The 25737-nt window shown below is 37.9% G+C and carries 15 protein-coding genes; all 15 read right to left on the bottom strand.

Annotated elements, in window-relative coordinates:
• Window positions 1-18: 18 nt before the first annotated feature.
• Window positions 19-837: a sialate O-acetylesterase gene (locus NDQ75_RS13005; protein ID WP_202029427.1), complete on the bottom strand. Its 819-nt coding sequence runs from the start codon at window positions 835-837 to the stop codon at window positions 19-21.
• A 17-nt stretch (window positions 838-854) separates the two neighbouring features.
• A complete protein-coding gene (locus NDQ75_RS13000) occupies window positions 855-2015 on the bottom strand; it encodes an alginate lyase family protein (protein WP_202029428.1) in 1161 nt (386 codons plus the stop codon).
• Window positions 2012-2923: a ribokinase gene (rbsK, locus tag NDQ75_RS12995; protein ID WP_202029429.1), complete on the bottom strand. Its 912-nt coding sequence runs from the start codon at window positions 2921-2923 to the stop codon at window positions 2012-2014. The genes NDQ75_RS13000 and rbsK overlap by 4 nt, the downstream gene beginning before the upstream one ends.
• Window positions 2924-2930: 7 nt before the next feature.
• Window positions 2931-3932 (bottom strand): GRP family sugar transporter, encoded by a 1002-nt coding sequence (locus NDQ75_RS12990; protein WP_242513715.1) that lies wholly within the window; start codon window positions 3930-3932, stop codon window positions 2931-2933.
• Window positions 3933-4049: 117 nt separating this feature from the next.
• A complete protein-coding gene (locus NDQ75_RS12985) occupies window positions 4050-5858 on the bottom strand; it encodes a carbamoyltransferase family protein (protein ID WP_202029430.1) in 1809 nt (602 codons plus the stop codon).
• A complete protein-coding gene (locus NDQ75_RS15995; RefSeq protein ID WP_394368767.1) occupies window positions 5855-6235 on the bottom strand; it encodes an SxtJ family membrane protein in 381 nt (126 codons plus the stop codon). Before NDQ75_RS15995 ends, NDQ75_RS12985 begins: the two co-directional genes overlap by 4 nt.
• Window position 6236: 1 nt before the next feature.
• Window positions 6237-6386: a SurA N-terminal domain-containing protein gene (locus NDQ75_RS12980; protein WP_262895560.1), complete on the bottom strand. Its 150-nt coding sequence runs from the start codon at window positions 6384-6386 to the stop codon at window positions 6237-6239.
• Window position 6387: 1 nt separating this feature from the next.
• Window positions 6388-8286: a tetratricopeptide repeat protein gene (locus NDQ75_RS12975; RefSeq protein WP_202029431.1), complete on the bottom strand. Its 1899-nt coding sequence runs from the start codon at window positions 8284-8286 to the stop codon at window positions 6388-6390.
• Window positions 8287-8354: 68 nt separating this feature from the next.
• Complete coding sequence (locus tag NDQ75_RS12970) at window positions 8355-9764, bottom strand: alpha-amylase family glycosyl hydrolase (RefSeq protein WP_202029432.1); 1410 nt, start codon at window positions 9762-9764, stop codon at window positions 8355-8357.
• A gap of 432 nt (window positions 9765-10196) precedes the next feature.
• Window positions 10197-11813 (bottom strand): sulfatase, encoded by a 1617-nt coding sequence (locus NDQ75_RS12965; protein ID WP_202029433.1) that lies wholly within the window; start codon window positions 11811-11813, stop codon window positions 10197-10199.
• Window positions 11814-11822: 9 nt separating this feature from the next.
• Complete coding sequence (locus NDQ75_RS12960) at window positions 11823-14288, bottom strand: hypothetical protein (RefSeq protein WP_202029434.1); 2466 nt, start codon at window positions 14286-14288, stop codon at window positions 11823-11825.
• A 28-nt stretch (window positions 14289-14316) separates the two neighbouring features.
• The gene (locus tag NDQ75_RS12955; protein ID WP_202029435.1) at window positions 14317-19482 is read right to left on the bottom strand and encodes a LamG-like jellyroll fold domain-containing protein; all 5166 of its coding nucleotides are present in this window, start codon (window positions 19480-19482) and stop codon (window positions 14317-14319) included.
• Between the two features lie 13 nt (window positions 19483-19495).
• Window positions 19496-21220 (bottom strand): T9SS type A sorting domain-containing protein, encoded by a 1725-nt coding sequence (locus tag NDQ75_RS12950; RefSeq protein WP_202029436.1) that lies wholly within the window; start codon window positions 21218-21220, stop codon window positions 19496-19498.
• Window positions 21221-21241: 21 nt separating this feature from the next.
• Window positions 21242-23266, bottom strand: a complete 2025-nt coding sequence (locus tag NDQ75_RS12945) for a T9SS type A sorting domain-containing protein (RefSeq protein ID WP_202029437.1) — start codon at window positions 23264-23266, stop codon at window positions 21242-21244.
• Between the two features lie 26 nt (window positions 23267-23292).
• Window positions 23293-25719 (bottom strand): T9SS type A sorting domain-containing protein, encoded by a 2427-nt coding sequence (locus NDQ75_RS12940; RefSeq protein WP_202029438.1) that lies wholly within the window; start codon window positions 25717-25719, stop codon window positions 23293-23295.
• Window positions 25720-25737 lie beyond the last annotated feature (18 nt).

Genomic DNA, 25737 nt, shown 5'->3' with positions numbered 1-25737 from the left:
GATTTATATTATTAAATATTAGTTAGCTTGCTGTTCGTTTATCAATTTTACGTATGCATTTGCATATTTTTTTCCTAGTATGCGTAGTGCTTCACTGTTAAAATGAAGCGAATCGCCTTTATGGGGAAGTTCATTCGTTTCAACCAATTCTGTATTTTCATCTTGCCTATTTATTTCAGCTAAAAGATGATTTATAGAATCTGGATATTTCTGAAACCGTTTTTCACTTAAAAAACTCCCGATTTCCCCCATAATTATTGGAAGTGTATCATTCTCACCGACGTTTCTCATTTTAGAAAAAAGCTTTTGCACATTTTCCTTATAGTCTTTCACACCTTCTTCATTGGCATTAGATTCCCCTTGATGCCACAGAATGGCTTTCAAAGTTCCTTTTTGTTGTGCAATTTTCACTTTTGATTTATAATTGGAAAACAATTTTACCTGTTTATGAATGGAATCTCCTACCCATTGCTCAACAGAACTCCCTCCAACTGCGCAAGGCACGAGACCAATGGAGATCGAGTCTCCAACTAATTTCTGCAATTTATTTGCAAAAGAAATGCCAATATCTAAACCCTTTTTTTTAGGTTCGTAATAATGCAAGGGTTCTTTCGCCTTTTCCCAACTATTTTTATCATTCAGCACCCAGATATTGGAATTGATAATCGTATCAAGTGCTTCAATTTCTCCCCTCCCTGCCATATTGGATTGACCCGCCATGACAAACACCCAAAAATTTTCTTTTTCTGAAATACTTTCTTTTGTTTCTGAAGTACAACATACAGCGAACACACAAAGTAGTATTCCGAAGAAAGTCTTTACAATTTTATTTTCCATTAGGGCAAAATTCATATTCATGGAAAACTAAGCGTTGGAATTGGGCTTTTTATGTGAGACACATCTACTTTTTCAATTGATGGAAAAAGTTCTTCAGCTAAAAAAACAACCTTGAAATTCTTTTCATTTAATTTTATTATTTGCTGGTATTTCCATGCTTTCATATCATTAAAATAAGGTTGTAGATATTTGTAAGCATTTTTCAATTTCATTACCGAAGATGGTGCTACTTCAACTCCTGAAGTAATTGCCATTTGGTACAGTTGAAGAAATCCGTATAGATTCATGCTAGAGTAAGAAAAGCTTCTAGTTCGTGCTAATTCGTGAGGTTGTTTACCGTCTTTTTCCACTTGGGAATTCAAACGTTCTGATAACCCGAATTTTAATATTTCTGATGCCTTTTCATTATCTCCCAAGTATAAATAAATTCCAGCAGCTTGAACATCATGCCAAGTACCATGGTTGTTAAACTCGTCTTTTTCCAGTTTTCCAATTTTGCTAGATTCCAACCACTGAACATAATCAGCAAACCAATTTTTCAAAGGTTTTTCTACATTTTTCCATTGTGAAGAACGTTCCAAAAGCCGAAAATAGTCCATTAAGATTCCAAACGCCCGAGTTTCAATAATACCGTATCTTCTTCCCGTTGCTCTGCCCGGTACCGCCTGTCCGTAATCTAGATGCGGATTCATTTTTGTTTCAGGATTTATAAACCAAGTTTCTATAACTTCTACAGCCTTTTTGGCGTAAACTTCATCATCTGAATAAAAATAAGCTAAGCTAAGTGCTTTTACTTTCAGCATCATTTCGTCCAGATATTTTCTGTCGGTAATTTTTTCAATTTCCGGGTTTTTCTCGCCGTCCCTCCTCACATATGGCAAACCGTCTGACGTTTTTGGATTAGGCCACCAATACGGACCCACACTTAAATAATCGTGTTTGTTACCACTAAAAGGCACCGTATCCTTGTCCATTACAGTGCGTGTTTCAGTTGATAACAAACTGTCTGCCATCGATTGTAATTCCCTATAAGCTAATTGATAAAAAGATTCTTTCTTTTGAAGTTCTTTTTTGGCTTTGTATAGCTTTTCTTCTGGAAGGATTTGCAAGTCTAATACTGAATTTTGGCTGTACAAATCAAAATTCAAAAAAAGTATGAATAGAAAAAAATATCTCATAATACTTCTACTTCTTTAAGGGTTGGGCAAGATTGTTGCGCACCCATTTTTGTTACTGAAAGAGCGCCTGCTTTATTGGCAAACTTTATCGCTTCTTCCATTGTTTTCCCTTTGGCGATTGCTGAGGCAAAAGCGCCGTTAAAAGTATCTCCGGCCGCAGTGGTATCTACCGCTTTCACCTTTTCAGTTGGGATAAGTTTACCTCCATTTTCATTGAAAAGATAAGCACCTTGAGCGCCCATAGTGATGATTACATTGGAAACTCCTTTTTCAAATAGGACTTCGGCGGCTTTCTTTGCCGATGCTTCATCAGAAACCTTTACGTTTGTGAGTCCAAAAGCCTCTGTTTCGTTGGGAGTTATTGCGAAAAGGTTAGGAAAAATAGTTGTTGGAATATCGGTAAAAGGTGCCGGATTCAATATTACTTTCTTGTTCATTTTATGAGCTTCTTCAGCCGCATAAACAACCGTTGGTAATGGGATTTCCAATTGCAATAGCACTACCGAAGCATTCTGGATTGCATTTTTAGCCGTATCAATATCTTCTTTCGAAACATGCAGGTTTGCTCCAGAGGCAACCACAATTGAATTTTCTCCACTTTCATCTACTGTGATTGTGGCGATGCCAGAGGCAACCTCTTCCACTTCTCTAAAATGAGTGGTATCAATTCCCACGGAAGCCAATTCATCGTTGGCTTTTTGCCCGAAAACATCATTTCCTCGGCAACCCACAAAAGTAACAGAAGCTTCCAATTTAGCTGCTGCCACCGCTTGATTTGCTCCTTTGCCACCAGCATTCATTAAAAAAGTACCGCCCAAAACCGTTTCGCCAGGAGCCGGCATTTTTTTGGTTTGAATAACCATGTCGGTATTTGAACTCCCAATTACAACAATTTTATCGTTTTTCATGACTGTTTTATGCTTCTCCGGCTTTAATTATTAGTCCTAATCCCAATAGAAAGAAAAGAAACATTAAACTTAGTAGTCCGGTTGTTTTCTTTGTTGGATTTTTAAACTCTTTCCAAATAAAAACGCCCCAAAGTGCACCAACAAGCGTTGCACCTTGTCCCAATCCGTAGGAAATTGCGTAACCTGCTTTTCCAGCAGCGATGATACTAAGCGACATACCAACGCACCAAATTATACCCCCTAAAATTCCTGTAGAGTGGGTTTTCAAGTTTCCAGAAAAATAATCTTTATAGGAAACAGGAGCCCCTTCAATAGGCTTTTTCATGAGAATGGTATTGAATAAAAAATTGCTGATTAAAATTCCGATAGAAAAAAACACCACTGCTGTGTAAGGAGTAAGTTTTCCAGTTTCAGGATTCACAAAATCACCTGCCATGGAATCGGCAACAAAGCGATAGAAAAGCGACATAAGAATACCTGCGATAATTGATAAGAGAATTCCTTTTGAAGTTACTTTTTTGCTCCCATCCGAATGGTTTTTATAAGCCATCGCATCCAAAACAATGGCTACTCCTACCAGAAAGACACCACCAAACAATAATGCAGGGTCTCCTTGAGGTGCGCCCAAATAATTTACTACCACCCCTAAAATCAAGGCAATTCCAATTCCAACTGGGAAAGCCACTGACATTCCTGCGATAGCGATAGCGGCTACCAGAAGGATATTGGCAAGATTAAATATAACCCCTCCAAGCAATGCCTTTAAAAGATTAGAACTATCCGCTTGCTGTACATCCATTAAAAAGCTTCTTCCTGCTTCACCATTACTGCCTAAAGTAAATGCGAATAAAAGGGAAAGAATTACAATCCCAATTACATAATCCCAATAAAACAATTCGAAACGCCAATTTTTACTGGCCAATTTTTGGGTATTTGCCCATGACCCCCAGCATAGCATGGTGATAATGGTGAAAATAACAGCAATTTGATAAGTTGGTACGATGTACATTTTAAAAAGGTTGGTTAGTTTTGTTTCTAAATTTTATTAAATAATTTATGTCTAAAATAAGTATTGTGTTAACGTACACATAAAAAAGTAGTAAATCTTACTTGAATAGTACTTTTCCTATTTTTTTATGTAAAAATTATTGATCACTAAAATATCCATGTTAGTTTTTAAGAAACAATCTATAGCATCTTTAGGAGAACAAACTATAGGCTCGTCTTTTACGTTAAAGCTTGTATTAATTAAAATTCCATGGCCTGTCAATTTCTTATACTCATTTAAAAGTTTATATAATTTGGTATTCTGTGTTTTGTTTACGGTTTGGATTCTGGCTGAATTATCCACATGGGTTACAGCTGGAATTTTCGATCTAACTTCGCTCAACCTAGTATAAATATTCTTAGATGGGAGCGTAGGTGGCTGTTCCCCAAGTAATTTTTTCTTCACTTTTTGTACAATAAGCATATAAGGGGAAGGCTTGTCTAGATTGAAATAATGTTCGGCATCTTCTTCAAGTACAACAGGCGCAAAAGGTCTGAAACTTTCTCTAAACTTGATTTTATTATTTATTTTGGATTGCATTTCTGGATTTAAAGCGTCTCCCAAAATACTTCTATTACCTAAAGCACGTGGACCAAATTCCATTCTTCCTTGAAACCAACCGACTACCCCTCCGATAGAGATATCACTGCATACTTTTGCAAACAGCTCCTCATCTTGAAGCTCTATTATTTCGATATTTTTAAATTTTTGCAAACATATCTTCACAACATCATCGGAGAACTCAGGCCCTAACAATGATCCTTTCATTGCATCAACACCCTTTATGTTTCTTTCTTTGTCTAAAAATATATGTTCCATAGCATAAGCGGCGCCTATTGCCCCTCCAGCATCACCTGCAGCAGGTTGGATCCATAAGTTATCTACCTCTGGAAGGCTACTAATTTTACCATTTACAACACAATTTAAAGCAACTCCGCCAGCCAAAACAATATTACGAACTCCTGTAATAGTAACAGCTGTTTTTACAAGCTTTAATACTATTTCCTCCGTTACTGACTGTATTGCGTAAGCAAAGTTGGCGTGCTTTTGAAGTATTTCTTCTTTTTCTCCCCTTCTTTCCAAATCAAACAATGCCTTCCATTTTTTATCATGCGTCATCACCAAATGGGTAGCAAATGCAAAATAATCCATATTCAACATTATAGATCCATCATCCTTTATATCGACAAGGTGTTTTTTTATCAAATCTATAAAACTCTTTGTAACTTCACTTTTAGGGTCTCCATATGCAGCTAAACCCATTACCTTATACTCTCCATTATTGACTTTAAATCCAAGATAATAGGTGAAAGCTGCGTACAATAAACCTAAAGAATGAGGAAAATTCTGTTCCTTAAGTAATACTATATCTTTTCCTGAACCTTTGGATATTGTACAGGTAGCCCATTCTCCCACCCCATCAATGGTTAAAACTGCGGCTTCTTTAAATGGGGATGGATAAAATGCACTTGCCGAATGCGAAAGATGATGTTCTGAGAAATAGATTTCTTGTTTTAAAATACCACATGATGAGGCCAATTCATTTTTAATCTTTCGTTTTAAGAAGAGTTTATCCTTCAACCATATCGGCATTGCCTTTAAGAAACTACTTATTCCTGATGGTGCAAAAGCGTGATAGGTCTCTAACAATCTTTCAAACTTCAGTAAAGGTTTTTCATAAAACACTACAGCAGTAATATCCTCTTGTTTTAGATCATATTCTTTTAATAACCATTTTATGGCGTTCACTGGAAATCGCTCATCGTTTTTCACTCTAGTAAATCGTTCTTCCTGAACAGCACCGATAAGATTTCCGTTTACCAATAGGGCCGCAGCACTATCATGATAGTATGCTGAAATTCCAAGTATGACAGATCTATTACTCAAAATGGATGTTTTAAATCTTCTGAAGAATATTTATGATTTTTGCTTTTAAATGCTGAAGAATAATTTTTATTGAATGCCAATAACATTAAGTTATCTTTTTTAAGAAATCGCCTAATATAAGCTATTGGTGTTATTAAAAAATAAAATAAACCTGCCAATATAATAAAGGAAAAAAGTAAACTTAATAATTCAGCCAATTTAAACCACAAATAAGTTATCGGTTGAAAAATAATGGGAAGTATTATTCCCAGTAATAGGACTCCAATTGAAAGATATAAAAAAAGCTGATTCTTTGAATAAAAAAAGGATATAATCAAACCTATTCCAATTAATATTGCAACTTCAATTCTTTGTATTTTATCGAAAGACTTGTTCATTCTAAAACAATGAATAAATAAATGGAGCTAAAGCAGAACTTGCAGTCACTACAACCAAGAAACTTATTATGAACAATATTAAAAAAATAGGGACAAGCCAATATTTTTTTCTTTTTCTTATAAACATCAAATATTCTTTAATTAACTCCATTTTACTGTTCAATTTTACTTTTTAAAGAAATAGCCGAAGCATTATTAGGCTGAATATTTAAGACTTCATCGATATAAATAACAGCACTTTCCTTTTTCCCGATTAACAAGAAACTTTTAGCTATACTTAAATTCTTCTCAATGTCTAATTCACTCGCTGGAATCCCGTTATATCTAACAATCGAATTTATAGCAGTCTTAAGGTTTTTAAAAAGGTTGTTTGAAGAATCTTTAGTTAATACCCTATCTATGTAAACTAACGAAGCTTCAAAGGCCTCCATTTTAATAAAATTAATTGCTATCTTCTTTTCCAATTCTATGGAAGGTTTAATCCGTAGCGCTTTATCGAACAATTTTCTTGCTAAGTTTACATCATTCAAGTCCATCGCCAACCCCGCTGCTTTTAAATAAAAAGCACTATTATTCGGATATTGCAAAATTACTGCTTGACATACTTTAATAGCATTTTTATAATCCCTTTTATTGTAATAATGTTCATAAAGGTCGTTCATAGCTTCCTCCCAAGAAATTTGTTTCACTGATAATTTCCCTGCAATTGTTTCTGGAACTGACTTTTCTGTATCGGGATAATCCTCAATAGGTTGATAAAACGGCCATCCTTCCTTCAACATCATGGTTTCATAAGCTCCTTGTAGTGAGTCCACTATTGTTATTGGCATCTCATTCCATAAAACATCATAATCTAAAAACCTTTCATATTTATTAGAAACCAATTTTGAATTGAAAATCGATTTATAAAAAGAGTATCCCAAAATAGAATATCCCTTTAAATTTGGATGCACATGTTCTAACATTAATTCACTACCAATAATGCTGTGCGGAGAATAAGATTCAAATTCACGATAGGTTTCCACTAAAGTAACTTGTTCATATTCCTTACTCTTGTCTTTAATAATTTCGTTGAAAGCTTCGGGTGCTCTAAAACGTAATAAATCTAACTCCTTTGCCAGAATAAATTCTTTTTTAGCAAGCCCATAATTTTTTCCTATGTACGCTTCTTTTGCTTTTTTATAATGCTCAATCGCTGAAGACTCATTGTTTTCCCTAGAACTTATAAATGGTTGCAAATCTTTTTCATTACTCACTACAGTACTAATAAAAGTTGCTATGTTATTCTCATTAAAAACTCCTAATATTTTGTCCAAATTATATTGGAATTGATAAATACCGTCATTATATAGCTCCGAATCCAAAGGAATTTCTTGGTCCTTAACCATTCTCTTCATAAGGGTTTCAGAAAAATCCTGTTTCCCTTGTAGCATTTCTCTCAAAGAAACATACCCATTAAATAAAAGCTGAAAACTTCTAAGTTCTCTTAAATTTAAAACAAAATACGCCAAACGAGGATGTCCGCTTAATGAATTTACTGAACCTACTCCCAAAGTTCCATAGTACTCATTATGCCCCGCATAAATTAAAACGGCATCTGGTTGGTATGGTAAGATTTTTTCAGAAAAGTCCCTAAGCGTATAACTATTCACAGCGGTAATAGATAAGTTTATAATTTCAATTTGCTTAGAAGTATAAGTTTCATTGAGTGCAAATTGCAACCACCTATGAAAAGACCCGTTATTAATATAAGGGTACCCCACTCCTGTGGAAGCTCCTAAAACAAAAATCCGAAAGGTATTACCCTCTTTTTTTTCTTTAAAAACTTCATGAAATCCAGTTCTTGCGTTCTCTTTGGAGGAAAAATATTTTTCGGAAATTTTCGGATTCATCCTTATGAAACCAGGCTGTTCCTTTACTGATGTGAATAGGGAATAATCATTTCCATATTCGAACCATCGTAAGCAGTATTCAACAAATATGATAAATACCACTGATAACAAAACAGTTAAAATTTTAAAAATAAGTATTTTATTTCTTCCAAGTTTCATCTAATCCTTGCTTCCTATTAAAGAGATAAAAAATAGTTTACTAATATATGCTAAATCTAAAAACATTATTATTGCAATTTATAAATTTTAAAATCCCACGCATCTAATTTCAATTCGGAATAATCCAATTTTTCAACTTCTTCAGTAAACAAATTTATAACTTCTTCACTGAAGTTAATTTTTTCTTCATCAAAAGCAACGGTTCTATTTTCTTCGGAAATATTTACAACCACCAAAATAGTTTCATTTTCTTTTGAACGAATAAAACTGAAAACCTTTGGATCGTGTTTCACAGTATTTACACGTTGATAATCTCCATGAATTAGCAACGGTTGTTCTCTGTATATCTGAAGCAATTTCGTGTAAAAAGAGGTCCATTCGTTGTTTTCCCATTGTATTGTGCCTGGTGTTCGTTGCAAAATCCCTTGTTCTTGTCCGTTCCACAGCATGGGCACACTATTTGGAAGTGTAGTAGCTAGCACCATAAACCCTTTTAAGCCCTTGCCAAATTTCTTACCCAAAGGCACATCATCAAAATATTCGAAGTCGAACACCTTATCGCAATACTTAGCATAACCTGGCCATCCAAAACCACTACTTTGTGTATCATGGTTGGTGGCATGACGCATTTTTAAAAATCCTTCAGGATACATGGCTTGTTCTCGAGCCAATACGCCATCTAAAACTTCTACATTTCTTTTACCTTCTTTAACCGACCAGAAAGCGGTGGATAAAAACCAATCGTAAGAAGCGTCGTGAGATGGGTGGTTAATGGGCTCAAAACCTTCTGCCAATAAAAATACCGGTTTAATTTTATTCAATTCTTCCCTTAAATCATTCCAAAAAACAGCGGGAACACGATCGGCAACATCGGTACGGAAACCATCCAAATCGAATTCCTCAACCCAATATTTTGTCATGTTTATCATGTATTCCCTTGTTTCTGGCTTATCATGATCGAGTTGTGCGATATCCTGCCACGGATCTACGTACATTACATAACCTTTTTCATTTCTCTTGTAAAACTCTGGATGCTCATCAATTAAAACATGATCCCAGGAGGTATGGTTAATCACCCAATCCAAAATAATGTACATCCCCAGTGAATGTGCTTTATCGACTAAGGACTTCAAATCTTTTTTCGTTCCGTAATTCGGATTAATGGAATAGTGATCGTGAATGTTATACGGACTAGTTGGTTTTCCTTTTATTCTGTATTTTTTGGGAACAGGAATAGGAGCTCCTCCCAAACTATCTATAATTTCAGGTTTAATCCTAAATGACCCTCGTTGATGAATAGGCATTAACCAAATAATCCCCACACCCAATTCCTTCAATCTTGGCAATTGCTTTTCAAAAGCCTTAAAGGTACCTTCAGGAGTTACCCGAGTTATATCAGCTTCATAAATGGGCTGTCCCAGAGCCCATTTCGGTGTAGTAAAAGTGCCCTCCTTAAAGGAGAGCACTTGTGCTTGCATAGTTGCAAAACTTAAGCAAATAATTAAAAATGAGACTGTTTTAATTTGTTTATAAACTTCAGTAAAAGGTTTAAGGATCATAATTATTATTTAATGTTTTTGATAAAATTTCAAATTGGTCTAGTATATCATTACGTTGATAAATATGATATTTATCGATTCATAGAGTCTCCTTTCATTTCTTTTGCTCGCCCAAAAGAAACGAAACAAAGAAAACGGCGCCTTATCCGAGGAATTTTTTCAACCATAAAGTCGAAAAAACGTAATCAAAACTCCGCGTCGCTCCGTGCCTACGCTCCTGCTCTCGGAGCTTTTGATTACTATTCTGGGGATAAGGAGTTTTTAAAAAAACAAATTTCAATAGTATTCTGAAATGGAGCTTTAGAGTTTACCTGAAAATTTTTTCAGCATACTGGAAAAGTAAGAATTGCTTTACTCTATGTTTTCGTAAACCTTCCTCATTTTTTCTAAAACTGATATTGAATTTTTATCGTTTGCTAGATTGTTTATTTCGTTCGGATCTTCTTGAATATTATACAATTCTTCTTCTCCGTTATAGGTTCTAATATATCTGTGTGTTTTAGAAATAATCGCGGTATGCTGATCTCTGTATGAAGTAACATCGCCTTCTCCTCCTGCATTCGTTTTTGAAGACACATAAGAAACAGCGTATTGTTCTTCTTCCTTAGAATGATCATTTCCTTTTAAAATTGACGATAAACTTCTGCCGTCCAATGCTAATTGGTTGGTGTCAGCATTCGGATTGCCTTCTATTCCACATAATTCTAAAATAGTAGGATAAAAATCTACCAATGAAACAGGAATATTAGTCGTTTTTGCTTTTTCTATACCCGGTCCTGAAAACACAAACGGAATTCGAGTGGCCTTACCCCACAAGGTATTTTTAAACAACCATTTTTTCTCTCCCATGTGGTAACCATGATCGCTGGAAAAGAAAATAATTGTATTGTCTGCATAATCGCTTTTTTCCAAAGCAGCGATAATTTGCCCCACTTGATCGTCTACAAATGCTACACAGGCCAAATAAGCTTGCGTCCATTTCTTCAAACCATCTGGCCCTAAATTTTTAATCGCATTATAATTGTCATAACCATGCGCTCCAGTTCCATAGTCTGCTTTTTTCACCAGAATTTCAGCACAATCGGCAGTATCGTTTTCGACTGTTTCGGCTATTTTAATATCTTCCAACGGGAACATATCGAAGTATTTTTTAGGAGCAATGTATGGTGCATGCGGTCTATTGAATCCAACACAAAGCAAAAACGGCTTGTCGTGCTTTTTACCCAACTGCTCTTTTACCCATTTCGTACTCAATTCATCCGGCATTAAATCCCGATCGTCCTCGCTGTTGTATTTAAAATCTTGATAATACAAACGCCATCCTTTTCCTCCAGGAATATCATTTTTTGGATCAGGTTCGTAATTAGGAACATCTGCCAAAGAAGTTGGTAAAACATCGGTGTCCAAGGTCGGGAAACTTGGGTGTTTTACTCCCCAACCTTTTTTATTGTTTGGTAATCCTTTTCCGTCCCATGGAAACGGACCAAAACTGGCGTCGTAACCATGTAGATAATCACCATTTTTATCAACCCAAACGGTAGTATCTTGATGTTTATGATGGAAAATCTTTCCTGTTCCCATCACTTTGTAGCCATTCTCACGGAAATGTTCCATAAAAGTGATGGCATTTTTTAAATTCGGATTCTCTTTAAAATCGTATTGAGCACCACCAAAATAACCCGTGGTACTGGGTAGAAGTCCCGTTAGCACACTAGCTCTACATGGCGCGCAAAGGGGCGCGTTGGTATGTGCATTAGTAAAACTGGTTCCCGAAGCGATCAACTTATCTATATTCGGACTCTTAACTTGGGGGTGGCCTCCTAAAACAACGTCATTCAAATCATCTGCAAACAGATAAATTACATTGGGTGCTTTCTCTTCTGAAACCTCGGCTACCTTCTTCTCTTTCTTACACCCGATGAAACCGAGTGCTATAATTATTGCAATTGTATAAAAACGAATTCTCATATTTTTTATCTACTGAAATACTACATATTTAAAATTATTCGGATCTTTTGAACCGGCCAATCCTTCGGAAAGCTGTAACCAACCTTCACGCTTTTCACCATCGTTATCGTTTACCACAAAACTGAAAAGAAATCCGTTTTCTTGAATATTTTCCAGTCCGAATTCTTTTAATGGAATTTTAGAGGTATAAATGGTTTTATTGCCCTCCCGTTTTACAGATAGCTGTATGTTTTCAATGGCGTCCAATGAAAAACCAGAAGGTGCACTCCATGCCGTAACATCTACTTTTCCTTCTTCGGTTAGCGCATAGCCAATTTCCCAATAATTCATCATTTGTCTGGTTGTTATAGCAAACTGAATACCGTCCCCTTTATACTGAAGGATTCCGGTGTCTTTTTGTACATGGGCATCATCTGTAACCGTATAGTTTAAGATTAAATTATCACCTTCAACACCCAACCAAGCTTTCGCGCTCAAATCTTCGGCTCCTTTCCACGTAAGGTGGGATGTATTTGGGTCATGTTCATATTTATTTTTAACATCCCCGTACTGATCCAATACAATTGTTGGATTGCTTTCTTCCATTTTATTTGAAGCAAAAAGCGGATACGTAAGCGGAATGGTCATTTCTTCATCTAATTCCTTTCCTTCAACCTGCATACTAAGCTTTTTAGCTTCTTTTGGAACACTCACCAGAAGATTTCCGTTATCTAATTTTTGAGTTGTTAACGATCTTCCTTCCGAAGAAACCGTAAACGTCAAGTCCTCATTTTTCTCAATATTTCCAGTCGGAATTTCAACGGAAGCGTCTTTTGTAACCAGTAACCCTTTTTTGAAGAATAGTTTTGCCGGTAAGACTTCCGGAGCTTCTGTTGCATTTTTGAATCGAATAAAACTTCCGTCAGAAGTAATAGGAACTGTGGCGATACCATTTTCAGTGTTATACTTTTTGGCATTTCCCATAAGGTCTTCCACAATTACTTCTGTATTTTCAGAAACCTTGAAACGAGCCAATTGATCGGTAAGGGCTGGTTCTTCTTTCCAAGCATTTAATTGATATTCGTCTTTTCCTTTAAACAAATAGGCTTCAAAACCTTCCCCTAAATCAACATCCTTGTTATATTCCAAGGTATGCATACGGTGCACCATTTGGTTGTATACCGCGTATACTGCTTTTGGGTTATTATTCGCAGTAACCATTCCGTAATTTGCCTCGTGATGGTCTTTTGGATAAGCATCGTTGTTCTTCAAACTAAACCAGCAATATCCCATAGCATCGCGGGACATGGCAAATGTCATTTTTTTAAACAATACTTTTCCTTGTTCTTTTTCACCAATAAAAGTACTGTGCATAGCCGTTTCATTAAACCACAGCGGTTTCGGAGTGTTTAACTGATCACGAATCTCCTTTAGATTTCCTTCCACTTGATGTTTAAAAGAATCGAAAAGGCCGTGAATGTGTACGGCATGAATATCAAAATACTCCTGTCCCAAACGAATTGCATCCCTATGAAGATCGCCACGCTCTTGAAAAAATTGAGGACGCGGATACGTAGAAGCAAAACCTCCGGAAAGCACTTTTAAATTTGGGTCAACTTTTTTAATTGTTTTGTAAGCAGTTTCTAAAACGCCAAGATATTCCGGCGTATTTCCAATGAAAAAACCAAAATCGGGTTCGTTCCATATTTCGTAATATTGAATGGTATCTTTATAGCGGTTTGCTATGCTATCCACATAAATTTGCCAGTATTTTAAATTAGGGGGAACATTACTTTTTTTCTTTCTGTCTTTATAATTTTCGGCAGCTGCCCATCCCGGTGTACCGGTAAGCAACAACTCCCTTTTAATCCCTTTATCGTGCATAGCTGCCAATTCTCCATCGAGCTTTTCCCATTTCCAAGTATTGGGATCAGGTTGAATTTCATGCCAGCGAGCATATTTCCTTTCGTATTGCACACCCACCTGTTTTGCGATACTGTACAATTCTGGAAGTTCCTCCAATTCATCGTAGCGAATTCCAGCAATTCCAAATTTAAAGTTGGATGCGTATTCGTTATCAATAGGATCGATATAGGCCAGTGAAAAACGAAGTGTATCCGTTTTTTCAGCGGTTTTAAGGTATAATTCCCCCCATTTTATTCCTTTTTTCTGAAATATTTCTGAAGGGAAAAACATTTTTTCTGAAGCCTTACCGCCCACATTTATTTCTTTTTCTACTGAAACTTTATTACCGTCGTAATCTTTGATAAATCCGGTAACGCTTGCGCTAATTTCCTTCTCTATCTTATTGTTAAACGACAGGAAAGCACTTTCCTTTTCTTCCAGTCCGATTGTATTGGCAATTTTTGGTGTAACTACCTCTACCATCCAATCTTCTTGGTTGTAAAGAACCGTTGAAAATTCACTTTTTGCTTCCTCTTGTTTGCAAGAGACAATAAGCAACAGTAATAAAATAAATGTGGGGGTGTACTTCATGTTTTAATCTAATTTTTAATTATATAATTTATTTCTTAACCAATTTTGTTTGTACAATCTCTTCGCCATCCTGATAGATTTTCACCAAGTAAACACCTGGATTTAATCTGGTGGCATCGATGGACTGGCTTGTGCCCACCAATGTGGAAAGCACCAAGTTTCCGGTAAGGTCGAATACCTGTAAGTTCAGGTTGTTTGCTTCGGAAGTTCCGTTCAAGCTGAAACTGTTGTTTACAGGGTTTGGATAAACCTGATAAAGCGTTTCGTTGCTGCTCGCGCTCTGCGTGCTGAACGTTTCGCTGCCATCGTTGCAACCGGTAACAAAATAGTTACCCGCAAAGGTCTCCACATTCAGGTCGTCGCAAAGTATTTCACTACTGACGCCAAAGATCCTTCCGTAGAAAGCACCGCCCAATTGGAAACGAACTTCCACTTCCGTTCCGGCCTCTACCGTCCATCCGCGTTTGTGGGCAAAACCGTTCTGGTTGATGGCCGTTGCGTAGATAAACTGTCCGTCCTCACTGATGGATGTCGGAACGTAGTTCCAGCCACGGTATTTTTCAACACCTTTTACATCCGGCAATAAAGTTGTGTTGTCGCCCTGACCAGTTCTTCTGATCGTTTTCACGCTACAGTCGCTGTGGATTTCCCAAGCGCCCGCTTGTCCGTCGGTACGGATTCCAGCCGCTATCCCGATAACGTAGGTGCCTTTATTTCTTTCAAAACTTCTGTAGGTTACCTCGTTGATGGCAACGATTTCCGTAGCACCCACAAAGTCACTGATTTCAAATTCGCAATCGCCAAGGCTCAATCCGCCTTCAACCGTTACCTCAACGGTACTTACCGCCTCTGGGTTAAACTGCGAAGCCACTTCAATAATGGCCGTTCCGCTGGAAATTCCAGTTACCAGACCGTTTTCATCAACCGTTGCTATTTCTGGGTTGTTGGATGTGAACACCACACCTTCTTGAGAATAGAAAGGAATGTAGTTTGGTGTTGGTATTTCAACCGTTCCATCCACTTCTACGGAAAGTGTATCTACCGTTACAACCAACTGAGGAACCGCTCTTAATTCAGCAATTTCTTCTTCCGTTAGAATTCCCTCATAAACTTTGAATTCATCTAAAAACCCATCAAAATAAAAAGGATCGTTGTTGGATGCACTCTGATTGTTCCTTACTCCTCCCAAAGAAGGCGGATTGTTGTGTTGTGGAATAGTGGTAACACCAATTTGTTTTGTACCTACGTTCTCTCCATTTATGTACGCAGTTATAGTTCCACTGGCAAAAGTAACTGCCAAATGATTCCAAACTGCCTGATTTTCTTCATTAGAATAAGGAACACTTAACGTTGACAAGTTTCCTCCACCACCATATCTAAATAGCAGTGTTAATCCATTTTCAGCAAGCTCAAAACTTACACCGCCTTGATCGCCACCTTCTTCAAAAATAACCTGTGAAGATTGGGTATCGTTGGCCTTTATCCAAATTGAATACGAACGAAATTCGAAGCTGCTATTTAACAGACTTCCATTTGCGATAGACACAGCAGGACCATCTGCGAGTACACCATTACCCGTAAATTCAATAGCTGCAGAACCAAATGGCGTATCTGCGGAGAAAGCAGCGAAATTCTCTAAAGAACTGTTTACACCTGCTATTTGATCTTCGGTGGTATCGTCCCATGGAAAATATAAGCTTAATTCAGATGGAGGCAATCTTACTTCCCGAACGGCCAATTCAGCAACCTGTTCTGCGGTAAGAACTCCATTGAACACTTTAAATTCATCTAAGAATCCGTCCAAGTAAAGAGAGCTTCCAGTCGTAGCCGATTGATCATCGCGAATCCCTCCTAAGGAAGGCGGATTGTTATGCTGCGGAATCGTTTCGAAAGATGCAACTCCAGAATTCGCTAGGTTTCCGTTAAGGTAAACACCAATAATTCCATTTTCGAAAGTAACTGCTAAATGGTTCCAATCGATTTCTTCATCATTGGTAAACGGAACTTTTATAGTTTTTACGCCATCTACTGCCGCTGTATTTCTAAAGGACACCGCCAAACTATCATTTTCTATTTCCAAACCTACGCCGGCACCTTCGCCACCTTCTTCAAATAAAATTTGTTTGGCACTTGTATTTCTCGCTTTAAACCAAATAGAATACGATCGTAACCCAAAACTTTGATTCAACAAGCTTCCGTTTGGTATGGCAATAGCCGCATTGGAAGCAACCGTACCATCGGGATTAGAAACCTCAACGCCATTACTGCCTTTAACGGCATCATTAGAGAAAGAAGCGATTTCGCTAAAATTACTTTCCAAATCCCTAATTAAATCGGTTGTTATTCCGTCCCAAGTATAGTGTAATGCTAATGTTGCCTCTGTATCTACATCTCCTTGTAAAATAATATCTCCGTAAGCCTGAGTATTGTTGAAATTAGCTGAACTCCCAGACCAAACTTGTTGACCTTCACGATCATCCCCTCCATTATCATCGTCATCGTTTCCAATATCAAAACCAATGTTTATTCCACTTCCGGGTACTACACCCAATCCGCTCCATGGAATAGCCATTTCTACTACATATCCACCATCCACATTGGTTGTAGCGTGCAGTATTTCACCATTGAAAGTATTTTTCACAAACAATGTTTCATCATTATACCCTTTAATAATTTGATTATCTGGGGCATTTAACGAGCCATCACTGTTATCACCATCGATAAAAATTTCAACGGCATCGTCTTGAAATACCTTATCGGAATCATTAAAAAGGTTATCATCCAAAACTTTAGCAGCTACATATAAATATTGTGCATCCCACTGCAAATCGAAATTCATAGTATTATTGATTTCTCCAGTGGAACGTTTGCTTGCCTCAAAAGTCAACCCCCAGCTTTCTTCATCTAAAATACCATTAACATTGATAGCCGAAGTACGTTTTTTCACTGTTATATCGGTCGTGAAAGTAGCGACAGGAGACCATTCAGAAAACTCATCACCACAGTTGGTACGCACTTCCCACTCGTAATTGGTCGCTTTTTCCAAACTTTCAATTGTAGTAGTTGTGTCTGTAATCTCTGTGATTGTTTCCCAGATATCAATCCCTAATTTTCGGTATCTTACTTCATAGCCATCGGCTGATGGATTTCTAGTTTCCCAGTTAATTGTAGCTGAATTAAGCCTGGTTTGCGCATCTTTGGTAGTTGGCACCAAACAACGTGGTACAGTTGCTCCTACTTTACCAATATATAAAGGTACAACAACAGATCTTCCCCCTCTTGAAGGCAATTCAGACTTTAATAAATCTTGTTTAAGTCCGTCTTGAATTTCAGTAATAATTGGATCTCCCTCTCCGCCTAAAAAATTGTATCCCATAAAAGAAACATTTGAATTTTCATTCAATACAAAAGGATATTCTATAGGTTTATTGGTTTCGTTTCTTAAACCTCCAAAAATCTCTGCATTTCCCCCTTGAGCCACATCAAAGCTACTTTGTTCCCCTTCGGTTTTATAGCCCATTACCCATAAGGATCCTCCACGAACTTTAAAACATGAAGTTAACTTTATCTCATTATTAATACTTCTTCCCCACACTTTCATGGAAGGAGGGCAAAAATCTTCGGTATCACCAAAACTACCTGAACTTTCCAAGAAAAGTTGGGACGGTGCGCTAGATGTATAGCTATATGAATCAAAACTTGCATTTCGAATTAATGTAGGTCTCGGCTGAGTTTGCAATAAAGTAGATCGGTTGATATTGGTATGCTCGAGGTATAACATATCATCAGAAGCTTCGTCAATAACAAATTCTACATTACTTGAAATTCTAGAATACAGAAAATCGATATGCTTTACAGTTGCTGGAATTGTTATTTGACCACTTCCTTTGTATTCAGCTTTGGGAAAATATACAGTTGGAAGACCAGAGTTCAATGCATTCTGAATACGTTCTACATCATTTTCTCCTGGAAATTCGTCCACATTGGCCCATTTGGTAAGATCTTGTTCCCATGGAATAATTGGTGAATCGGCCACTTCCAAATTCAATGTTTTTTTCTCAAACCCTTCAAAGAGTGTATATGCTTTATCTGAAACATATTCATCTATATTTCCCGTGAGCACTGGCTCTCCTTCCTTTAAAACGCTGGCTTGATAACCTGAAACCTGTGTATTTCTTACAAATAATTGAGAAGTTGACGTTTGAAGTTCGATAGCAGAAGTCCCAGAATTACCACCTTCCAGTGTACTTTCTAAAACAATAACATGTGCTTCATCTTGACTGATAATGGCAAAGGGAACCGAATTGATACTATGGGCTTTTCTTATAATTACACTTGCATCGTTTGCCAATATTCCAGCTATATTCTGATTTTTGAGTGTTACATACTCAAAAGTTGGGTTTACTTCCCCGCGTAGAGATCGAATACCATAATCAAATCCTTCTATTACAATATCCCTGTAATATCCTTGTACTGAAAAAAAAGGAAGACTCAGTCCAACTGTACCTTGACCATCTTCAGAAATTATTTTGATATTACTTATTTGTCCGGTATTTGCACTAATATAAGAAGCACCTATGGCTCCAGGGTTTCCACTTCCTATATTAATTGTTAAATTACTCAACTGACTAGCAGCGGGAATATTATTTCCTTCTCTATCGCCTACATTTTCCTTTTGAAAAGAAATTACTTCTTTATCAGCTCCTGCTTCAAAGCCAGGAGAGTTATCTTTCAACTTTATAATCGTATTTTCCCTGTTCTGGCCAACAAAACGAACCCAAGTAATCCCTTCTGTATCTTCCCTACCGTTGCCTGGGTAAAAAATTTGATCCAATCTGTGAAGAATGGTATTGCTCACCAAGTAGGTACCTTCTGGAAAATAAATAATATAAGATGAAGAATTGCCATCCCGCCAACTCGTTTCCTGTAATGTTTCTGCTAAAAAAGTATATGCATCGTTAAGGGCTTCGGTATCATCTGTAATACCATCCCCCGTTGCATTAAAAGGTGGCCGAGTTACATCAATAACCCGCCCACTTCCTTCTATACGATTGCCATCAGCATCAAAAGATGCAAAAGCGGCTTCTGGGTAAATAGTATTTATTCCAGGGTTCCTATCTTGGGAAAATGCCATAAAAGACGTTCCCAAGAGTAGTATCCATAACAAAAAATTGGTGGTTTTGTAAATTTTCATGTTTTGGTTCGTTTTATTTTTTAACAAGTTTGGTTTGTGCAATTTCTTCGCCATTCTGATAGATTTTCACCAAATAAACACCCGGTATTAACCGACTTGCATTGATTGCATCTCCCATTTTAGTTTCTTCGGAAAGCAATAAGTTTCCTGACAAATTGAATACCTCTACAGTTAGCTTAGTACCCGCTTTTGGTCCAGATACAGTAAAACTACTCCCTACTGGATTTGGCGAAATTGAATAAGTACTTTCTGAACTAGTTATTTGTTGGTTGTCTACTGAAAAAGAATTTATTGACTGATTATTAGCAGCTAATTCACCATGAGTCCCAATAATATTTGGGTCATGGGAGCTTAATTTACGCACTTGAAGAACAATTAAATTATCTTTCACATTCAAGTAAACACTGCTCGTATTGTGCTGCGTTTTCATATGATAACTTCCGCCATCAGGATCAGCTTCATTAAAGGGTTGAAGCGCTTTTATTTCATAAATATTCTGACCAAAATCGAAAGTAACACCTGTATTTGAAGGCGTTATTGGTTGATTTGCACTAAAGTCCCAACTGGCTTCATCTTTCCAAACTAAAATATAGTACACTTGAGAAGCTTTCTGCAAAGTAACATATTGAATGTTGGATTTATCTACCGTGAAAGAAAGTGGCGACGGAGTAAAAGAAGGTTTGCTCCAGTTACTGCCGGTTCTTGTAGATTCATTTAGCAGAGAAAACAAGTTTTTAACCGCGTAAAACACGGGCTTCTTTCCTCCATTACCCCACATATACCCTAAATGTTGGAATTTACCATCACTGTTGGAAGTTTGACAAGGTCCGTCTATTTTATCCATAAACACCGATCTGCTAATTACAGGGCGTTCTCCTTTAAACTGCTCCGCCAAAAAGCGCAATTCGTATTTGGCTTGTGTTTCCTTATCTACGTTAAAAGTACCAGGATAGCAATCGAAGCGGTTTCCATAAGCGGCTTCTGTAAATATCCATTCCTTGGAGCCAATTCCTGCTTGATTCAAGTGATCAACAGCTCGATCATAATTACCTTCCGGAGTATATCCATTGGGATAATCATGAACATTCACCCAGTCGCACGCCCATTTGTAACGGTCATCATCCGAGCTTACAAATCGCCATGAAGCTACCGTAGAAAAACCAACAATCTTTTTGTTGGCAATAGCGGAGTTTGGATGATTACGAATCGCATCCCGCCATGCTATTTGGTAGTTAACCGCATTATCTCTGTCGGTTTTTTCTGGAGTTCCGTTACCTCCCGGTTTCCAATGGACTTCGTTTCTACCTTCAAATCTTGCAATCGCATCTTCTGGAAAGTGTGTGGTATAAAATTCTAGGGAAGACGCTGCGTTGGCTGTATTGGTAATATCCCCTACCACTGCAAATTGATACCTAATACCTGCATTTTGATAAAGGTCAAGATGACGATTTATAACCGTTTCATCCCAACTTCCTGGAGCTGGGTTTAAACCAACGTTAAAACCCCTTCGTAATTGACGCACCCCTAATTCAATTAAACCGTTTTTAGCCTCTGTAAATTTTGTATTATATGGGGTGTTTTCGTGATGTATATGCAGCATGGTTTGGAATCTAGCTACAAAATCATCTGCTCTGTATACTGTTTGTGCATTAGTAGTTGCGGATGTAAAAAAGATTGCAACCAGGCCAAACAGCCCGGATGCAATTCTTAGAAACATGGATTTATATGGTTTTTTCATTTTTCTAAAGATTTGGTATTATTATTTTTTAACAAGTTTGGTTTGAACAATCTCTTCGCCATCTTGATAAACTTTAACCAAGTAAACTCCAGGAATCAATCTAGAGACGTCTATCGATTGGCTCGTGTTTGCTATTGTAGACATCACTAAATTTCCGGAAAGATCAAAAAGCTTCAAATTTAAATCTGATGCCTCCGAAGCTCCTTTCAAACTAAAACTGTTATTTACTGGATTTGGAAACACCTGATAAACAGGCTCCTCTTGAGTTTGTAGACTTTGTGTCTGCATAGTGCTGGTGCTGGCAGTTGCACTGGAAACATCAAAAACTTCTGTAAACTTCCATTGTGCACACTCACCATCGGTATTTATAAACTCCACAACGTCTGGTGCTGTGCTGCCGGGATTGTTACACCTATTATTCCTTAAGTACAATCCACTGGCATTGTGCTGAATATTGTAAAAACCTTGAACAGGTGATGGAACTACCAGAAATCTTGTTCTGTCTCCATTCCCCGCCGTCGTTTCAGCCACGGTTACGTCACTAGTTATTTGGGAAATATCACCATCATTTCGCAAGTTTTGCCCACTTCTTCGGTTGGTAATAACCCATGTACCATTGATATTTGTAAAGCGCCACTGACTGCAATGCCCTGTCCCGGAATGTAGATCTACTGGGGTATCTTCAGTTTCACCGCAATCAACCGTATGCATATAAAGTTCGCTATCTCTATTATGAATTGTGTACCACTTATTCGGATCAGGAAAAGACCCAGGTGCCGTGTTTGGAGTAATTTCCACTACAAGAATGTGATCATTAACCTTTACATCAATAGTATTCGTATTCGATTCGCTTTTCAGCACATTGGTTCCATTATTTAAATTGGAAGGGTCACTAGGCTTAAAGGTTCTAATCTGTGCCACTTGCTGATTGAGATTAACAGTAATATTCTTTAGTCCTGGATTTGTTAGATTCCCCGTAGCGTCATCAAAACTATCTACGGGTTGCCAAAGAATTAAAAAGTATCTTCCATCGCTATGTTGCATAACCATTTGTTCCAAATCACTTGCCCCATTTCCACTTAAGGTATAGTTAAGGTTTTGTACCTGGAAGTTACTACTGTTGTCGTCTATAAGTTCAAGAAGATTCTTTAATGATGTAAACTGCGGGGTTTCATTAAGATTTTCATCAATCATTCCCCATGTACGTCCACCTTCAAAATTAGGATCGTCATCCGCAAAACGAAAATTAGCAATGTACCTAAACCCTAATTTGTACAAATACAAATAGCTACGGGTAATGTAAATGGCATCTGCTTCGGGAGAAACGCCACCTTCACTAATTTTATTAGGTGTCCCCATCTCGGTCGCCATCTTGATTTGATTAGGATGCGCCTGTTCAGAATAACTTAACCATTCGTTTAGTCTTGGCTGAAGTTCTGATTGTGGCCAAGTGTAAGGGTGACAATTAGCATAATCCGACCATTGGTCTAGCGTTCCTAACTTTGTAAAACCAAAAGCATGCGCCATCGCTGGTCCAGAAACTTTAACACCGTTTAATGAAGCATCTGCTTTAACGTTGTTCCACAAAGCCTCTTGCCATGCTCGAATTTCATCCTTGTCTGTATTTGGATCTGGTTCGTTAGGCCCTTCAATAACCGCCAAAGAATTACCGTACTGTTTTGCCTTATTCACGCTAGATTGCAGCGTAGTTAAATCTCTAAAGGTTTTGTCTTTCCCCGAAGAAAAAGTAACCTTGAGTCCGTACGGCGCTGGATCCACTCCTAACCATTCACCCGTTCTAAAGAATCGGGCGCCCATATCCCTAGCTTTTCCATAAAAGAAGGCAACATCTGCATTACTGAAATTATTCCAGTTATTGGCTCCGCTAACTCCAACGTTATTCAAGAAATCGTTACACTTTATAACCTCTTGTGCCTGTGTTGCATTTGCAACCAAGCACATACAAAGAACAGCACCTGCCTTTGCAAGAAACCTTGCAAAAGACAGATCTGTTTTTCCATTTTTATGTTGAACTACTTTTTTCATTATAATTATATCTATGTTAAAAGCAATTACTTCTTAACTAATTTTGTTTGCACAATCTCTTCGCCATCCTGATAGATTTTCACCAAGTAAACTCCAGGAATTAATCTAGAGACGTCTATCGCTTGGCTTGTGTTTGCTATTGTGGACATAACTAAATTTCCGGAAAGATCAAAAATCTGCAAATTTAAATCTGATGCCTCTGAAGCTCCTTTCAAGCTGAAACTGTTGTTCACAGGATTCGGGTACACTTGATAAAGCGTTTCGTTGCTGCTTGCGCTCTGCGTGCTGAATGTTTCGCTACCATCGTTGCAACCGGTAACAAAATAGTTGCCCGCAAAAGTCTCCACATTCAGGTCGTCGCAAAGTATTTCGCTGCTGATGCCAAAGATCCTTCCGTAGAAAGCACCGCCCAATTGGAAACGAACTTCCACTTCCGTGCCGGCTTCTACCGTCCATCCGCGTTTGTGGGTAAACCCGTTCTGGTTGATGGCCGTTGCGTAGATAAACTGTCCGTCCTCACTGATGGATGTCGGAACATAGTTCCATCCACGGTATTTTTCAACACCTTTTACATCCGGCAATAAAGTTGTGTTATCGCCCTGTCCAGTTCTTCTGATCGTTTTTACGCTACAGTCGCTGTGGATTTCCCAAGCGCCCGCCTGTCCGTCGGTACGAATTCCAGCCGCTATCCCGATAACGTAAGTACCTTTGTTTCTTTCAAAACTTCTGTAGGTCACCTCGTTGATGGCAACGATTTCCGTAGCTCCCACAAAATCACTGATTTCGAATTCGCAATCGCCAAGGCTCAATCCGCCTTCAACAGTTACCTCAACGGTACTTACCGCTTCTGGGTTAAACTGGGAAGCCACTTCAATAATGGCCGTTCCGCTGGAGATTCCCGTAACCAGACCGTTTTCATCTACCGTTGCTATTTCTGGGTTGTTGGAAGTGAATATTACATTTTCTTTAGAATAAAATGGAATATAAATTGATGTTGGTATTTCAACCATTCCATCTACTTCCACAGAAAGCGTATCAACAGTTCCAACCGACTGAGGCTCATGCGAACTTAATTTACGCACCTGAAGTACAATGAGGTTATCTTTTACGTTTAGGTAAACGCTTCTGGTATTATGCTGTGTTTTCATAAGGTGACTCCCTGCCGTAGGATCAGTTTCGTTAAACGGCTGAAAAGCTTTTACTTCATACATGTCCTCATCAAAATCAAAGGTTACACCCGTGGAAGAGGGGGCAATAGGCTGATTATTGTTAAAATCCCAACTTGCTTCTTCTTTCCATACTAAGATGTAATATACTTGCGAAGCTTTCTGTAAAGTGACATGGCGAATATCTGGCTTATCCACTGTAAATGGTAATGGTGTTGGATTAAAAGCAGGCCTGCTCCAATTGCTTCCACTACGAATAGACTCATTGAGCATGGAAAAAAGATTCTTTACTGCATAAAAAACTGGTTTTTTCTCTCCATCACCCCACATATAACCCAGATGCTGAAATTTCCCGTCGTTACTATCCGTACAGTCACCGACTACTTTGTCCATGAATACCGACCTACTGATTACAGGACGCCCCCCCTTAAATTGCTCTGCTAGAAAACGCAACTCATACTTGGCCTGTGTAGTTTTATCGACATTGAATGAATTAGGATAACAATCGTAACGACTGCCATACGCTGCTTCGGTAAATATCCATTCTTTATCACCTATATCAGCTCGGTTCAAGTGATTGGCCGCACGGGCATATTGCCCCTCTGGGGTATACCCTTTTGGATAATCATGGACATTAACCCAATCGCAGGCCAATTTATAACGATCATCGTTAGAGCTAACAAACAGCCAGGAAGCGACCGTAGAAAAACCCACAATTTTTTTATTAGCTATGTCAGGATTCGGATGGTTACGTATGGCATCTCTCCAAGCAATTTGGTAGTTAACCGCATTATCCCTGTCGGCTTTTTCTGGAGTTCCATCACCTCCCGGTTTCCAATGGACTTCGTTTCTACCTTCAAATCTTGCAATCGCATCTTCTGGAAAGTGTGTGGTATAAAACTCAAGGGAAGCAGCTGCGTTGGCTGTATTGGTAATATCTCCTAGCACTGCAAATTGATACCTAATCCCTGCATTTTGGTAAAGGTCAAGATGCCTGTTTATAACCGTTTCTCCCCAACTTCCTGGAGCCGGATTTAAACCAACGTTAAAGCCTCTTCGTAATTGACGTACCCCTAATTCTATTAGTCCGTTTTTGGCAGCTGTGAATTTAGCATTGTAAGGAGTGTTTTTGTGGTGTATATGTAGCATGGTTTGGAATTTTGCTACAAAATCATCTGCTCTATGTACTGTTTGGGCATAAGTTGTGGCAGTTAAAAAAAAGAATGCAACTAGACCAAAAGGCCTAGATGCAATTCTTAGAAACATGGATTTATATGGTTTTTTCATTTTTTTGAAGATTTGGCA

Origin of the sequence: Galbibacter mesophilus, from assembly GCF_023721415.1 — a bacterium.
In the GTDB taxonomy this organism is placed as follows: domain Bacteria; phylum Bacteroidota; class Bacteroidia; order Flavobacteriales; family Flavobacteriaceae; genus Galbibacter; species Galbibacter mesophilus.
The sequence above is the reverse complement of the archived record's forward strand: the minus strand, read 5'-3'. Positions and strand labels throughout refer to the sequence as shown.